Annotated in this window: 16 protein-coding genes; 4 read left to right on the top strand and 12 right to left on the bottom strand. The window is 36.3% G+C overall.

Features of this window, described 5'->3' with window-relative positions; genetic code table 11:
- The first annotated feature begins 67 nt into the window (after positions 1-67).
- From A3854_RS00155 to A3854_RS00140, 4 genes are read left to right on the top strand one after another with little or no spacing between them, the layout of a single operon-like run.
- Positions 68-625: a c-type cytochrome gene (locus A3854_RS00155; protein WP_084040670.1), complete on the top strand. Its 558-nt coding sequence runs from the start codon at positions 68-70 to the stop codon at positions 623-625.
- A 45-nt stretch (positions 626-670) separates the two neighbouring features.
- The gene (ccsA, locus tag A3854_RS00150) at positions 671-3766 is read left to right on the top strand and encodes a cytochrome c biogenesis protein CcsA (RefSeq protein ID WP_084040668.1); all 3096 of its coding nucleotides are present in this window, start codon (positions 671-673) and stop codon (positions 3764-3766) included.
- Positions 3767-3823: 57 nt separating this feature from the next.
- Positions 3824-4198 (top strand): fatty-acid--CoA ligase, encoded by a 375-nt coding sequence (locus tag A3854_RS00145; protein WP_223154653.1) that lies wholly within the window; start codon positions 3824-3826, stop codon positions 4196-4198.
- A gap of 54 nt (positions 4199-4252) precedes the next feature.
- A complete protein-coding gene (locus tag A3854_RS00140; protein WP_084040664.1) occupies positions 4253-4753 on the top strand; it encodes a hypothetical protein in 501 nt (166 codons plus the stop codon).
- 111 nt (positions 4754-4864) lie between these two features.
- On the opposite strand, the gene A3854_RS00135 is transcribed toward A3854_RS00140, so the two are convergent.
- The 12 genes from A3854_RS00135 to A3854_RS00080 all read right to left on the bottom strand — a co-directional run bounded on the left by A3854_RS00135 (position 4865) and on the right by A3854_RS00080 (position 15151).
- Complete coding sequence (locus A3854_RS00135; RefSeq protein WP_084040662.1) at positions 4865-6697, bottom strand: peptidoglycan D,D-transpeptidase FtsI family protein; 1833 nt, start codon at positions 6695-6697, stop codon at positions 4865-4867.
- Between the two features lie 7 nt (positions 6698-6704).
- Entirely contained in the window at positions 6705-6998 is a 294-nt protein-coding gene (fliE, locus tag A3854_RS00130; protein WP_021090507.1) for a flagellar hook-basal body complex protein FliE, read from the bottom strand.
- Positions 6998-7498 carry a flagellar basal body rod protein FlgC gene (flgC, locus tag A3854_RS00125; protein ID WP_084040660.1) on the bottom strand — a complete coding sequence of 167 codons (501 nt, stop codon included), beginning with the start codon at positions 7496-7498 and terminating at the stop codon, positions 6998-7000. The genes fliE and flgC overlap by 1 nt, the downstream gene beginning before the upstream one ends.
- Positions 7499-7506: 8 nt before the next feature.
- Positions 7507-7941 (bottom strand): flagellar basal body rod protein FlgB, encoded by a 435-nt coding sequence (flgB, locus tag A3854_RS00120; protein WP_084040658.1) that lies wholly within the window; start codon positions 7939-7941, stop codon positions 7507-7509.
- Positions 7942-8003: 62 nt separating this feature from the next.
- A complete protein-coding gene (locus A3854_RS00115; protein WP_084040656.1) occupies positions 8004-8600 on the bottom strand; it encodes a thioredoxin in 597 nt (198 codons plus the stop codon).
- A gap of 8 nt (positions 8601-8608) precedes the next feature.
- The gene (smpB, locus tag A3854_RS00110; RefSeq protein WP_084040991.1) at positions 8609-9061 is read right to left on the bottom strand and encodes an SsrA-binding protein SmpB; all 453 of its coding nucleotides are present in this window, start codon (positions 9059-9061) and stop codon (positions 8609-8611) included.
- A 14-nt stretch (positions 9062-9075) separates the two neighbouring features.
- Positions 9076-9819 (bottom strand): 4-(cytidine 5'-diphospho)-2-C-methyl-D-erythritol kinase, encoded by a 744-nt coding sequence (locus A3854_RS00105; protein WP_084040654.1) that lies wholly within the window; start codon positions 9817-9819, stop codon positions 9076-9078.
- Positions 9816-10046, bottom strand: coding sequence for a carbon storage regulator CsrA (csrA, locus tag A3854_RS00100; protein WP_021090864.1), 231 nt, complete (start codon positions 10044-10046; stop codon positions 9816-9818). The genes A3854_RS00105 and csrA overlap by 4 nt, the downstream gene beginning before the upstream one ends.
- Entirely contained in the window at positions 10040-10861 is an 822-nt protein-coding gene (gene truB, locus A3854_RS00095; RefSeq protein ID WP_084040652.1) for a tRNA pseudouridine(55) synthase TruB, read from the bottom strand. The genes csrA and truB overlap by 7 nt, the downstream gene beginning before the upstream one ends.
- A complete protein-coding gene (locus tag A3854_RS00090; RefSeq protein WP_084040990.1) occupies positions 10858-12927 on the bottom strand; it encodes an ATP-dependent helicase in 2070 nt (689 codons plus the stop codon). Before A3854_RS00090 ends, truB begins: the two co-directional genes overlap by 4 nt.
- Before the next feature lie 51 nt (positions 12928-12978).
- Entirely contained in the window at positions 12979-13428 is a 450-nt protein-coding gene (locus A3854_RS00085) for a hypothetical protein (RefSeq protein ID WP_084040650.1), read from the bottom strand.
- Between the two features lies 1 nt (position 13429).
- Entirely contained in the window at positions 13430-15151 is a 1722-nt protein-coding gene (locus A3854_RS00080) for a M3 family oligoendopeptidase (RefSeq protein ID WP_084040648.1), read from the bottom strand.
- Between the last annotated feature and the right edge of the window lie 70 nt (positions 15152-15221).

Here is a 15221-nt window from a genome sequence, read left to right as displayed (position 1 = left end):
TATAATCCCGGGTCGGAGTAATCTGATCCGGGATTTTTAAATTTAGAGCAAAATTTCAAGGAAAATTATGAAAAGTATTAAAATTTCTTTTTTGGCGTGTTTTTTGGTGGCAAATGCCTTTGCAGCTTCACAAGTCTACTATATAGAAGCTCGTGGTGAGTTTGGTAAAGAACTTGCTGAAATGGCAAAAAAACAGGCTAATGATAGAAATGAAAAAGTAAATGTCTATGTTGATGAAGATCCAAGACGTTATAAAGATAATAGAATTTTAAAATTAGGCGTTGATAGAAAGGGCAGATATAGTGTTTCTTTGGGTAAGGAGCTTTATGAAAAGCAATGTGCTAGCTGTCATGGCGAGAATGCTGATAAAAGGCCATTTGGTTCAACGCCTCTAAAAAATATAGATGCTAAGGATATTGAAGATAGCATCATCTCTTATAGAAGTGACTCAAGTTTCGGTGGAAGCGGTAAAAATGTAATGCAAAACCAAGCTAAAATTCTTTCAAATAATGACCTTGGTGCGATTCTTGCCTATCTAAAAGGCAAAGATGCATTTGCTGAACAAGACGCAAATGAAAACAAACCAGTCTCTACTCAAACAAAGCAAGGTAGTTATTTAAGATAATTTTCACTTTGATAGCTTTGTCATAATATAAATAAAAGGAAGCAGATGTTAAATCCAAAATCATTATTTTTAAGTATGGGCTCAGCTATCGTTTTGATGATAATCTTTGCCATAGCTAGCGGAGCCGCTACGATAATAGAAAGTAAAACTAGTACAGAAGCTGCATGGTACTATGTTTATGGTGCCAGCTGGTTTGCTATCATTCAACTACTGCTTGGTATAAATTTGACCTATAATATCTTTAGATATAACTTAATCGATCCAAAAAAACTCCCTTCGCTTACCTTTCACCTTGGTTTTATCGTTATCTTAATCGGTGCTGGTATAACAAGATATCTTGGCTTTGAGGCTGATATGCATATAAGAGAAAAAACTCAGTCAAATATCGTTACGACAAAAATATCCTATTTAAATTTAACCGCATTAAACGATAATGGAGAAGAGATAAACGCTGCTTTGCCACTAGGAATTTCTGATGCAAAAAAAGGTTTTGATCTAAAGCTAAAAATAGCAGATAATGAAGCTAATTTAAAATTTAAAGAATTTGTGCCAAATGCAAGTTATAAGTTTGTGGATGATAAAAACGGGCAACCAGTAGTGGAATTTGTGGTTTCAAACGAGAGTGAAAGTGAAGAAATCTTCTTGTTAGAAGAAGAGGAAGCAAGAGTTGCAGATATTAGTTTTATCTTTAATGCTAAGCCAGACGAAAGCAAAAAATATGTGCTTTTTAAATTAGTGGATGGAAATTTTACAGTTACTTCAAATACTGATCTTTCAAAATTTACAATGAGTGATAGCTCAAAAACTGAGTTAAAAGCTGGTAGCGTAAATGAATTTGGCATGGGTAGTCTTTATACTATTTCAAATATAAATTTTGCTCCAAGATTAGTTTCAGCTCATGCCTCAAGGAAGCTAGTTAGCACAAAAGATAGCGAATTTAACGCCTTGATAGCTGAATTAAATTATAAAGGCGAGAGTAAAGAGATGCATATTTTTTATAACCTAACAGAACCTTCACGCTTGGCTGTGGCCGGACAAAAATTTAACGCTTCATGGGGTGCGCAGCAAGTTAAACTCCCGTTTAGCTTATACTTAAAAGACTTTGAGCTTAAAAGATATCCTGGCTCAAATTCTCCTATGAGCTATTCAAGTGAAGTTATTGTAAAAGATGATACAAACATGTCGGGGCTTGACTATAAAATTTATATGAATCACGTGCTTGATTATGATGGTTATAGATTTTTCCAAAGTTCATACGATACAGACGAAAAAGGAACCATTCTCTCTGTCAATAAAGATCCAGGCAAGATACCAACTTATATCGGGTACTTTTTACTTGGGCTTGGCTTTGTGTTAAATGTTGTAAATCCTGGTAGCCGTTTTAGAAAACTAGCTAAGTTAATAGACAATGAATCAACAAAAGGTGGTAAAAAGGTTGTTGCTATCATTGCCATTATGCTTTTAAGTTTAAATTTTAGCTCATTAAAGGCTGAAGACTTTTTGCCTAATATCAGCAAAGAGCACACACAAAAGCTTTCTAGACTTATTGTGCAAAGCTCAGATGGTAGAATGAAGCCATTTGATACTCTTAGCAAAGAAATTTTAAATAAAATACATAGAAGCGAGAACATAAATAGCCTAAACTCTAATCAAGCTATGCTTTCAATAATGGTAACGCCTGATTTTTGGCGAAGTGAAAAAATTATCTCACTTGGACAAAGCAAGGAGCTAAAAAAAGAGCTTGGCATAGATGAAAATGCAAAATATGCAAGTTTTAATGATTTTTTTAGAGCCACAAAAGATGGCGGAAGTGAATATAAACTTACAAAATTTGCCGAAATTGCTAATCGTAAGCATCCTGGATCACGCAATACATTTGATAAAGATGTGATAAAGATCGACGAGAGATTGAATGTTTTTTATATGATATTTATTGGTGAAATTTTTAAAATTTTTCCAAAACAAGATGACCCGTCAAACTCTTGGTATTCGCCTGCTAGTGCAATGATGTACTTTCCGCCTAAGGAGGCCGATCTAGTCATCAATATGATGAGAGAGTATTTTGCAGCAGTTGATGCGGCAACAAAAGATAGTGATTGGAGTAAGGCTGATGCTGCACTTGATAAAATTTCAGCCTATCAGCAAAAGTACGGCTCTGCTGTAATGCCAAGTGAAGAAAAGATAAATATAGAAATTTTGTTTAATAAAATTCAAATTTTTGAACGATTGACGCCGGTTTATCTTTTGGCTGGCCTTGCACTTTTATTTTTTGTTTTTGTTAAAATGCTAGCTCCAAATGTTCAGATAAATGGTATTGTAAGAGTTGTATATATTGTAAATTTACTAGCTTTTCTTGCTCATACTGTTGGACTTGGACTTCGTTGGTACATTGCTGAGCATGCGCCTTGGAGTAACGCTTATGAATCAATGGTCTATATCGCTTGGGCTTTAGGATTTTCTGGTATCGTCTTTGCAAAACGTAGCCCTATCGCTCTTGCTCTTACGTCTATATTGGCTGGTGTTACATTATTTGTTGCACACCTTAGCTGGATGGATCCGCAGATCACTACACTTGTGCCAGTGCTTCAAAGCTACTGGCTAACAATACATGTTTCTGTCATTACTGCAAGTTATGGATTTTTAGGGCTTTGCGCGTTACTTGGTGGCTTTACTCTATTACTTATCATTTTGCAAAATAAGAAAAAGCCAAATCCAGAAATTTCTCGCAATATCCTCGAAGCCACCCGCATAAATGAGATGGCTATGATACTAGGACTTAGTTTACTTACTCTTGGAAATTTCCTGGGCGGTGTTTGGGCGAACGAGAGTTGGGGTAGATATTGGGGCTGGGATAGCAAGGAGACTTGGGCATTAGTTTCGATACTTGTTTATGCCGCAGTTCTTCATATAAGATTTATTCCAAAGCTAAATAACCAGTATGCATTTGCAGTGGCTTCATTCTTTGCTTATTGGTCGATTATTATGACTTATTTTGGCGTAAATTTTTATTTAGCTGGTATGCACTCGTATGCAGCTGGCGATCCATTACCAGTGCCTGATTTTGTCTGGATTAGTATCGTGATAATGGTGCTTATGAGTATTTTGGCATTTACAAAGCGATCACTTTGTTCAAGGCTTTAGATGCTAATAAAAGGTCTAATAGTTTTCTTTATTGTATTGCTATTAATTGCAATTTGTGTGTTAATCTATATACTTTTAAGAAATAGGGATTATAGCACCGAAACAAAGGAGCTTGTATTAGAAAAAGAAGAGATAACGATCGAAAAGCTTGAAAAGCTTGCGGGTGATAATAGTTTAAGCAAAAACGAGCTTTTCGAACTTATTCAAATCTTTGTAGGAAATTTTAGTATACCAGCTAAAAATAACCAAGTCATGCCAAAAGAGGCAAACAACTATATAAATTTCATAATTTTGATCTGCTCTCATAAAAATTCTGATGCAAAGCTCATTAGTTTTTTAGACAAAGAGGCTAAAAAGAAAAATCCAAGCTACATTGTCGAAATAGAAGAGAGTGAAAAAATCGGCATAGAAAATCGCAAAAATCGTAGATAAATTTATTCAAAAAAGTGTAGTTGAAATATCTTAAAATCAAGCTTGGGATAAAAAATGAGTTCTTATGATATTGATTCTATGTATGTGATATTTCTTATTTTCTTTTCAATCGTATTGCCTATATTTTTGATAATCCCAGCAGGTAGGTATAATATAAAGGTTTATGCGAGTAAATTTGATCTAATCGGATTTCATCTAATTTTTCCAATCATTATATTACCTACTTTGGTAAGTGCTTTTATTTTAGTTTGTAGCTTTTTAAATATTTCAGATTATGCTGGTTTAAGCTTTGTATTCTATGCTTTTTTGATTCTAATGATGGCCTATATAATTTATGGTTTTTATGTTTGTATCAGATACAACTACGGCTTTTTTCATTGTATCGTAGCGCTTTTCTTAAGATTTAATTATGTTATGCCGCTTATTTATCTGCTCTTTTTAGGCGGAAAAAACTATAAAGATGACAAAGAGATAACTTCTAAAAATATTAAAGACTTAAAATTTTTTGATCAGTTTAGATTTTCCATTTATAATTTAATTGCTATTAGAAACTAAAAGTATTTTAAGAGCATTAAAGGTTTTGCAATTAGAGAAAATGCCAAAAAGCAAGAGAAATTTTTATATTTAGCTTTTGCTTAGTTTTTATATCTTTCTTATCCTTAAATTTTAGTCTAAAGCAGGCTTTTGTTTTGTCTTATCGTTTTTAAGCTTATCTTTTTTGGCTTCAAACTCAGCTATTACATTTGCATCAGGAAATAAATATCCATCTTCAACCATCAGATCAACTGCTTTTTTAAACATAGGCAACGCACTTTGAGCGCCGAAGTAGTAGTAAGGTCTTTTAGGATCCCTTGCTAAAACGCCTATTGTGTAGCTATTGCCTCTTGTATCATTTACAAAGCCAAAAAATGAGCCATTGTAGGTATTGCTGTATCCACCACTACCTGAGGCAATGTGTGCAGTTCCAGTCTTGCCACCTATCTCAAGCCCTGGCGTAAAGGCTTTTAGTCCAGTACCTTTCTCAACCGTTTTTATTAAAATTCTCTTCATTATCTTTGCGGTTTCTTGTGATATAACTTGAGCTGGCTCGGACTTTGGCAAATCGTATCTTTTCCCATTTCTTTCTAAGTAGGCAACCATGTGAGGAGTAACTTCAATGCCTTTATTGTTAAATGTATTATAGGCTTTTAAAAGCTGCATAAATGTAGCTTGCAAGCCGTATCCGTAGCTCACAGTCGCCTTATATGTCGATGAATTTAGCTTTGTAACTGTTGGCATCATACCTACTTGCTCGTAAGGTAGGTCTATGCCGGTCTTTCTTGAAAAGCCAAAATTTAAAAGTCCTTGGTAAATTTGTGGCCCATTTAAACGCTCAACAAGCTGAATCATACCGATGTTTGAACTGTGCACGATTATATCTTCAGCGCTCATAAAAGGCTCTGGATGGGTATCTTTGATTATCCTTTTGCCAAGTTGGTATCGGCCATTATAGGTATTTACAAGCTCGAATGGATTTACTTTCTTCTCTTGAAGTAAGATAGAAAATATAAATGGTTTAAAAACTGAGCCAACTTCATAAGCATATTCGCTAACGGTAGAGTTTAGAGCGCTATAATCTTGCTTTCTTATGTTTGAAGGATCATATCTTGAGCTAGAGGCTAGAGCTAAAATTTCTCCATTTTTGCTATTCATTATACAGATGACTAGCTCTTTTGCATCTAGAAATTCACGCTTTTCATCTAAAATTTGCTCTAGTTTGGTTTGAAATTTAAGCGGTATAGAAAGTACTGCATTGTAGCCATCTACTCTTGTTGCTAAATTTGAGTCACTTGTTAAAATGATATTATTTCCAATATCGCGAGGCCCTAAAATTTTTGCATTTTGTATAGGAGCTAAATAATCTTCATAATATCTCTCAAGACCTTTTACGCCTTTGCTTTTTGTAAGTGCATCACTTTCAGTTTTGCTCACGTAGCCAATAGCTGGTGTGAGGGCGTCTTTTGACATAAATTTACGATTTTGGCCGCTCTCCATTACTCTCATGCCCTGAAATGAAGCAAGACCTGTTTTTGGGTCAAGGTATGAAACCAAAATACTCTTGCGATTTAGCTTTCTTGAGAGCTCCTGAAGATAAGTAGCACCCTTTGCATCAATGCTATATGAAAGTGTAACGATACCTTTTGTGTCATTTATAATCTTTCTTACTTTGTTTGGATCGTCGCCGCTGTAAAGCGAATATAGCTTGATAAACATCTCTTTTTTATTAGGATCAATATTTCTAGTATCAAGCATCACTTTGTAGAGTTTTTGGCTTGAAGAGATGCTAAAGCCATCTTTTGTGATTATATTGCCACGAATTGCCGTATTTATATCGCTTGTTTGAAGCCTAGGAAGCTTTCGCTCGATACTTGCTCTATAAAATATGACAAGTACAAATATTGAAATTCCAAAAGTAATTAATAAAAAAAGTATGGTTATTTTTGATTTTCTGGAATTCATTAATGACTTAAATTTGTGTTCTAGAAATTTCTTTATAAGCACTTAGTGCTTTGTTGCGAATTTCTAGCATAAGCTTCATGCTAGTCTCTGCTTTGCCTATCGCAATAGCAGCTTGGTGAAGATCTTTTACCTCGCCAGTTGCAAGATCGGCTATGGCTTTATCTGCGTTGATTTGGACTTTATTTAGCTCTTTTAAAGAGTCGTTTAGAGCATTTTCAAAGCCGCCTTCTTCGCCTGCTTTTGCTATTTTATTTGAATTTTCATTTTTATTTATTTTGTCTAAATTTATACTATTTATCATTATGCTTGTCCTGAAATAAGTGATATCGCACTTTGTGCTATTGTTTTTGCATTTTGAAAGGCTGCCACGTTTGCTTGATATGCCCTTGTTGCTTCAAGTAGGTCAGACATCTCGATGACTGGATTTATATTTGGAAATGCGACGTAGCCATTTGCATTTGCGTCAGGGTGGCTTGGGTCATATTTTAGCTGAAAGTCCTTATCGTCACGCACCACTTTATCCACGATCACGCTAGTTAGGGCAGGATGAGCGTTTCTTGGTGAGTTTGGATCGTCAAGCGGATTTTCATACTCGAGTAGACTTTGTGAGCTTTTAAGCTGGTCGTTTAAAATTTTATCAAAGTTCATCTCTTTAAAGATGACCTCTTGCCTTCTATATGGTCCACCTTCAGCTGTTCTTGTGGTTTGAGCATTTGCTATGTTTGAGCTGATGACGTTCATCCTGAAGCGTTGTGCGCTTAGTCCGTATCCGCTAATATCAAAATCATTTAAGTATGACATCATCTCTCCTAGTTCTTAGCACTTGCGTCTATTACGCTTTTAAAGATATTGCCCTGAGCCTTGTAGGCGCTATCAAGGGCGTTTATCATAACTGTGTTTTTGCCCATTTCTGTTGTCTCAACATCAAGATCGACTGTGTTTGCGTCGTTTCTAGCCATGTGACCGTCACGCAAGAAAATTTGAGCTGTGTCACTTTTTGGAAAATCAACTGCAGCCATATGTGCTTCGTTTGTCTTAGCAAGTTGTAGCTTTTTTTGGCTTGAAGTGTTATAAATTTCATTTGCTTTTTCTTTTAAAACATCTTCAAATCTTATATCTCTAGCTTTATAAAATGGTGTATCAACGTTTGCAAGATTGCCAGAGATTAGTTTTTGGCGTAGTTCTCTGCCTGCAAGAGCTGATTCAACAAGTGGGCTAGATTTTGATTTATCTAAAACAAACATTTAAAATCCTTATGAAATTTCACATTTTTATAAGCAAACGATGTTCCAAATATAGGGTAAATTTATTTTGTCTCATAAATTTTTGCCAGATCTTCTTTCATTTTTGTGACTTTTATACCACCAAGATAGTATTTTACCCCATATTGTCCGCTATCTACGTCTGTTAAAATTTGATATTCGCCGTTTTTTATCACCACTTTAAAAGGTAGCGCGATCTCGTGTTTGTATTCGATGTCTCTTACGATCTGCTCGGCAATTCTGTCATTTATCTTTTGATCGTTTGTTATGAAGTAGTAGGCGTTAAATTTTTGCATAAATTCGTGCAAAACATACTCATTTGTGACATTTTCAAAATGAGTTAGTCCAATTAGTGTAAATTTATCTTTGTTTTCAAGCTGATATTTTGTAAGTTCAGCTGCCTCTTTTTGGCAAGGCGGGCAAAATGTGCCAAAAATGTCTATCATTAAAACTTTATTTTCATCATTTTTGATAGCAAAGCTGTGATTTTTTCGAACTAAAGTAAGCTCCTTGCCGCTCACATCTACAAGCTTAACCTCTTCATTTGGACTAAATTCTTTAAAAGTTACACTACTGCTCTCATCGTCACCACAGCCAAAAAAAGCAAATAAAGTGATTATTAAAACAAGCAAATTCTTCATCTTATCCCTTAAACATATCTTTTTATGGCAGCTCTTGCCTCTTTGTCTGCCTCGCGTCTTTTTAGAGTCTCGCGTTTATCGTGTAAATTTTTACCTTTTGCAATGGCTAGTCTTGCTTTTACGATGTTTTTGTCGCTTAGGTAAAATGCTAGGACAACTAGTGTCAGCCCATCTTGTGAGACTTGACCGAAAATTTTATCGATCTGCTTTCTGTGCATCAAAAGTTTTCTGGCTGCTCGCTCATTTGGACGAAATACGCTATGTGTAGTCTCAAGATAGCTAATGTGGGCGTTTAGTAAGAAAAGCTCGCCCTTTATGATGCGCACAAAGCTATCTTTTAAATTTGCTCTACCAGCCCTTAGAGCCTTGACTTCGCTGCCTTTTAAAACGATGCCAGCTTCAAAGGTCTCAAGTATGCTAAAGTCATGCAGGGCTTTTTTGTTTTTTGCTAGATCTTTTATCAAAATTTTACCTTTTATTTTACGCTAAATACGCTACTGCCGCTACCACTTAGAAATTTATCTTTAAACTCGTTCATCTGTGGATAGAGCTTAAAGCATGGGGCAAAAAGATCGTTTAGCTCCTCGTTTTTATAAATTTCAAGTAGCTCTTTGCTCTTTAAATTTTGTATCTTTTTTGCAGCATTGACGTCTATGTATTGTAAGAAATTGCTTCTAAATTCTTGATAAACCATCGGTGTGGAGCAAAAAACATTTGGCGTGAAGATATTTAAATTTGGCACTTCATCGTCAAATTCTTCTATGATCTCGCCTATGCCGCTTACATTTGCTGCTTTGTAGCCACTTACAAAAAAGGCCACATCTGCGCCAATTTTGGAGGCTATTTGCATCAAATTTTCATGTTTTATATTTAAATTTAGTTCGTCATTTACCATTAGCAAAAAGGTGGCAGCGTTTGAACTACCTCCTCCTAGACCAGCACCAATTGGGATATTTTTGTTGATGATGATTTTATGGGAGCTAAAAAACTCGTCGAGCTCGTTTGAAAAGCCGGCTCTTTTTAGCTCATCTATCGCTTTTTGGATGATGTTTTCTTTTATATCGCAGTTGCTGCATTCTATGGCAAATGAATCTGACTTTTTAAAATAAATTTCGTCAAAAAGCTGCTCACAGAGAACAAAGCGCGATAAAATTTCGTGGTAGTTGCCTCTGGTGCCAACTACCTTCAAAAAGACATTGATCTTTGCAAAGCTTTTCATTTCTCGATTTTTTTTGCTAGCTCGTGGATATCGGCTTCACTTGCAGTTTTTGTGGCATGGATATTTTCGTTTTTGATATCATTTGCTAGTTCGCTTCTTAGTATCATTGTATTTCGTGGCGCTTCGATACCGAGTTTAACGGTATTTTTTGAAATATTTACTATGACAACTTTTATGTCATTTCCTATTAAAATTTCTTCATTTTCTTTTCTTGCTAGGATTAACATTTTTCAACCTTATTTAGAGTGTAATTTATAGTATCATCCGTGATTTGGATTACGCTCATAAATTTATCATAATTTAGCAAATAAATTCCTTGCTTTTGTGTTTCAAAATCGTTAATTTTTAATTTCTTACCTTCAAGAATATCATTTATGTCCCCAAAGTATGTATTTTTCTGAATGTTTAAAAAATCACAAATATTCAAAAATTTTTCATTTTCGTAGCAAAATTTACCTTCACTTATCCTTTTTAATGAGCTTAAAGTTACATTATAACCAAGTCTTTTCCCAAAAATTTCTGCATACGAACGGATATAACTTCCTTCGCTTACGCTTAGACGGATAGTTAAAAATGGGTGTGAGTAGTTTAAAATTTGGCTATCAAAAATTTCCATCGTTTCTGTCTTTAGCTCAAATTCTTCGCCGTTTCTAGCTAGCTTATAGGCTCTTGTACCATTTATGTGCTTGGCACTAAATTTTGGTGGGATGTAGCTTATCTTACCAGTTAGCTCGCCTCTTATGGCTTCTAGTTTTTCTAAATTTATCTCTTTTACATTTGAAATTTCAGTGATATTTTCATTGTCCATGCTCGGACTACTCGCCCCTAGCCAGATCGTAGCTTCATAGACTTTTGGACTTTTGTCTAAAAATCTAAAAAATTTCGTATATGAACCAAAAGCGACTATTAGGCAGCCGCTAGCGAATGGATCAAGTGTGCCTGAAAAGCCAGCTTTTTTAACGCCGTATTTTCTCTTTAATCGCCCTAAAAAGTGGTTTGAGCTCATGCCAGCTGGCTTGTTTGCTACGAAGATGGCGTTCATACGGCCTTTTCCACGAAGCTTGACATTATCTCTCTTACGTTGCCACCAAAATTTATAGTAAGCTTAAACTCTTTTTTGATCTTACTAACCGCGCTCACTCTACCGATACCAAAAATTTTATGTTTAACAAGGTCGCCTTTTTTAAATTCATTACTCTTTTCGATGACTAGCGAGCCATGCGTTATGCCACTTTCGCTTAAAAATCTACTCTTATTTAGCCTCGTACGCTGACCCTTGTGAAAACGCGAATTTGCAAAGCTTAGGCTAAGTGTCTTTTTGGCTCTTGTTATCGCCACGTACGCAAGCCTGCGCTCCTCTTCGATGTCGCTTCCATCGCCAATTAGTGGGAAAAATCCCTCTTCAAGACCGATAACAAAAAGGTGCTCAAACTCAAGCCCCTTGCTCGCATGCACGCTCATAATACTTATAGCCTCATCACTGATACCGTCTTGCTCGCTTGTTAGCGTGATCTCGTTTAGAAATTCCTCCAGATCAAAGCTGGGATTTTGCTTGATCTGATCTTTTAAAACAGCGTAAAACTCGTCGATATTCGCCGCTCTTTCAGCGCCATCTGGTAGGCTCTCGTAGTATTTTTTCACGCCAAATTTAGCTTCAAAATTATCTATGAGGTCAAAAACTGAGCTACTTTCTTGAAGCTCTTTTAGGTTGTTTGCAAACTCAACAAGAGCTGATTTTACCTTTTTACTAAAGGCTTCGTCGTTATCAGAGATGTTTGAGATCGCCTCGTAAATGGAAATTTTGCTATCAAATGCCATTTTTTCAAGCTTATCAAGACTAACTTTACCAAGGCCGCGCTTTGGACGGTTGATGATGCGCCTTATTGAAAAATCATCGTTTGGATTATTTATAAGCCTTAGGTAGCTTATGATATCTTTGATCTCGGCTCTTTCGTAAAATTTTACACCGCCGACCATTTTATAGGCGATCTGCTCTTTGTTTAGTCCATCTTCAAGCGAGCGAGAGAGCGCATTTATGCGGTATAAGATCGCAATATCTTTTGCCTGCACGCCTTTGCTTAAGAGCTCTTTTATGCATTTTGCAATCTTGCCAGCCTCGACGCTCTCATCAAAGCTCTCTATCAAATTTACGGCCTCGCCTTCGCCTTTTGTGCCCACAAGCTTCTTGCCAAGGCGGTTGCGGTTATGATCTATCAGCTCATTTGCGGCTTTTAGTATCGCCTCGCTCGAGCGGTAGTTTTCCTCAAGCCTGATAATCTTTACATCTTTAAACTGATCTTTAAAATTTAAGATATTATCTATTTTTGCGCCGCGCCAGCCGTAGATACTCTGGTCATCATCGCCCACGACACAGATGTTTTCGTGGCATAGACAGAGTTTTTTTAGGAGCTTATACTGAAGGTCGTTTGTGTCTTGATACTCATCAACCATTATGTATTTGTAGCGGTTTGAAATTTCTCTAGCAAGATCTTCGTTTTCGTCTAAAATTTTATATGTAAGCCCTAGCAAATCGTCAAAATCAACAAGGTTGTTTGCCTTTAAATAGTCCTCATACTTTTCATAAATTTGTGCTGCTTGCTTGTAAAAGTTGTCCTTGCTCTTGTCAAATGAAGAGAAATTTGCATTTTTATAGACCTCTTCGACGCTTAAAAGTGAGTTTTTATAATTTGAAATTTCACTTGACAAAATCGCCGTGGCGACTGGACTTTCAAAGCTTTTTATAATGCGTTTTTTATCGTCTGTGTCGATTATGACGAAATTATTTTTTCTGCCAAGCTTTTCTATATAGAGTTTTAAAAACAAAAGCCCGAATTTATGAAATGTGCAAAGCAGTGGCGAGTAGTTTTTACCGCTTTGACTTAGCATCGCCATGGCTCTGCTGCGCATCTCGTTTGCGGCTTTATTTGTAAATGTAAGAGTTAATGTGTTTGCCGCGTCTATGCCGACCTCGCCGATGAGATAGGCAAGCCTAGTTGTGATCGTCTTTGTCTTGCCACTGCCAGCACCTGCTAGTATGAGCATCGGACCATCTATGTGGGTGGCTGCTTCGCGCTGGGCTTCGTTTAAATTTGATAGTAATTTTTCCATTTTTTGCTTTTTAAATTTTCTTTTGATTTTAGCCAAAAATGCTTAAAATTACTATTTTTTCTTAAATATATCTTTATTTTTAGGATTTTGTAAAAAGACTGAAACCGATTTTTTCGTGTGGTCTGCTTGCTTTTCTTTTGGCTTGTAGATAGAGAAATTTACAAGAATCGGGCTATTTTCAACCAAAATTTGAACCACTGCACCGAGTGGAAAAGAAACCACAGAGGCAAAATTTTCACTACCAAAGCCAGCCTCAAAGCTAAGCTCATCTTGCGTTAACTTTGCACTCTCAAGCGTATAGCCACCAAGTGAAAACATAATGACAGGCATGCTAAAGCTTCTACTTATCTCATCTGGCAAGCTTGGCTCAAAGCTAACTAGTGGTAAATTTGCCATAACTGAGAAATTTACCCCTTTTTCAAGCAAAAAATCAATGCACTCATAGACGTGCATCTTCATCAAAAGTGAAAATTTCTCATCATCTAAAATTTCGTCTAACATCTTAATCCTTTGAAATTTCTAAAAACTCATCTACTAGCTTTTTAACCTCGTTTATACCGATCTGCCAGAAATTTTTATCATCGATATCAAAGCCAAATTTACCTACAAGCTCCTTTGGACTAAGGCTGCCGCCAAGGCTCAAAAACTCGGTGTAAATTTCGACAAAATTTTTGCATTTGCCACTTTTGTAAAGCCCAAAAAGTGCAAGCACAAGAAGCTGCGCGTAAGAGTAGGCGTAGCAGTAAAATGGCGTGTGGATGAAGTGCGGAATGTAGCTCCACCAAATTTTGTAGTAGTCATTTAGTGTGACGCTTTTGCCAAACATCTTTTTGCTCTCTCTTAGCCAAATTTTATTTAGCTCGTCTAGACTGATCTCGCCCTCATGTGCGTGCACAGCTCGCTCAAAAGTGGTGAAATTTATCTGGCGGTAAAGCGTGGCAAATATATCCTCGATCTTGCCAGCAAGCAGTGAAATTTTCTCTTTTTTGCCAAGACCGTCTTTAATGTGATCAAAAACTAGCATCTCGCAAAATACTGAAGCTGTCTCAGCCGTGGTTAGTGGCGTATCTGAGTTTAGGTAGCTTACACTATATGAGAGCTTTTGATGCACGGCGTGGCCAAGCTCGTGAGCTAGCGTGAAAAGGTCTCTTCGTTGATTGGTGTGATTTAGCAAAACATAAGGGTGTGTGTCGCTTGATCCTGAGTGAGAAAACGCCCCACCTCGCTTGTTTGGCGCTGGATAAACGTCGATCCAGCCGTCACTAAAGGCGCTTTTTGCGATCTCGCCAAATTTAGGTGAAAACGCCCCAAACGCCTTTAAAACTATCTTTTTGCACTCATCAAATTTATACTCACCCTCGCTGCTAAGAGGCGCGTATCTATCGTAGTCATAAAGCTTTTTAAGGCCTAAAATTTCTCTTTTTCGCTCGTAAAATTTACAAACTAGGTCAAAATTTTTCTCAGTTACAGCAATTAGCGAATCAACGCTTTTTTTACTGATTTGATTTTCAAGGTGTCTTGGCTCTTCAGGAAGCTTGAAATTTCTAAGCTCGCAGCTTGTTTTTAGATCAGTTTTTATCATATTGTATATGTAGCCAAGAAGGTGCTGGTGCTTGCTAAGCTCGTTTGAGAGGCTTTTGGCGGCTAGTTTTCGCACGTTTTGGTCGTTATCATGAAGCTTGGCTAAAATTTCCTCTTCATTTAAAAGCTCACCTTTAAATTTAAACCTCATCTTGCTCATGCTCTCATCAAAAAGCCTCGAAAAGCCCTCAGCCCCAGTGCTTGCAGTGCGAAGCAAAACTCTTTCTTCAGCAACGCTAAGTTGGTGTGGTTTTGCTTTAGCGAGATTGCTTAGATAGTAGCCATATTTTTTAGAGCTTTTGATGATCTCTTCTTGTTTTTTAGGGCTAAGCTCATTAAATTTGATCTCAAAAAATATCAAATTTTCATTTGCTTTTGTCGCTATCTCATCGATCTTTGCATAAAACGCTCCCTTGCTTGTATCTTTGGCAAAATTTAAAAAAGAATAGGTCATTACTTTTGAAATTTTAGTGATCAAGTTTTCATATTCAGAAAACGCATTTAAAAACTCGTCTATTTTTAAATTTTCATAATTTTCTAGGTATTTATCTTTAAATTTCTCGCACTCTTTTTGTAAATTTAGTGCGTTTTGCTCGCACTCTTTTTCGTTTGCAAAAAGTGCTTTTAGATCCCAAATTTGCATATTTATCCTTTAAATTTTTGGGACATTTTACAAAAAAATGGATAAAAGTAAAATTTCAGCCAAAATTTAG

The sequence above is a fragment of the Campylobacter concisus genome, from assembly GCF_002092845.1.
GTDB classification, from domain to species: Bacteria; Campylobacterota; Campylobacteria; order Campylobacterales; family Campylobacteraceae; genus Campylobacter_A; species Campylobacter_A concisus_AQ.
This window is presented reverse-complemented; position numbering and strand designations above follow the sequence as displayed.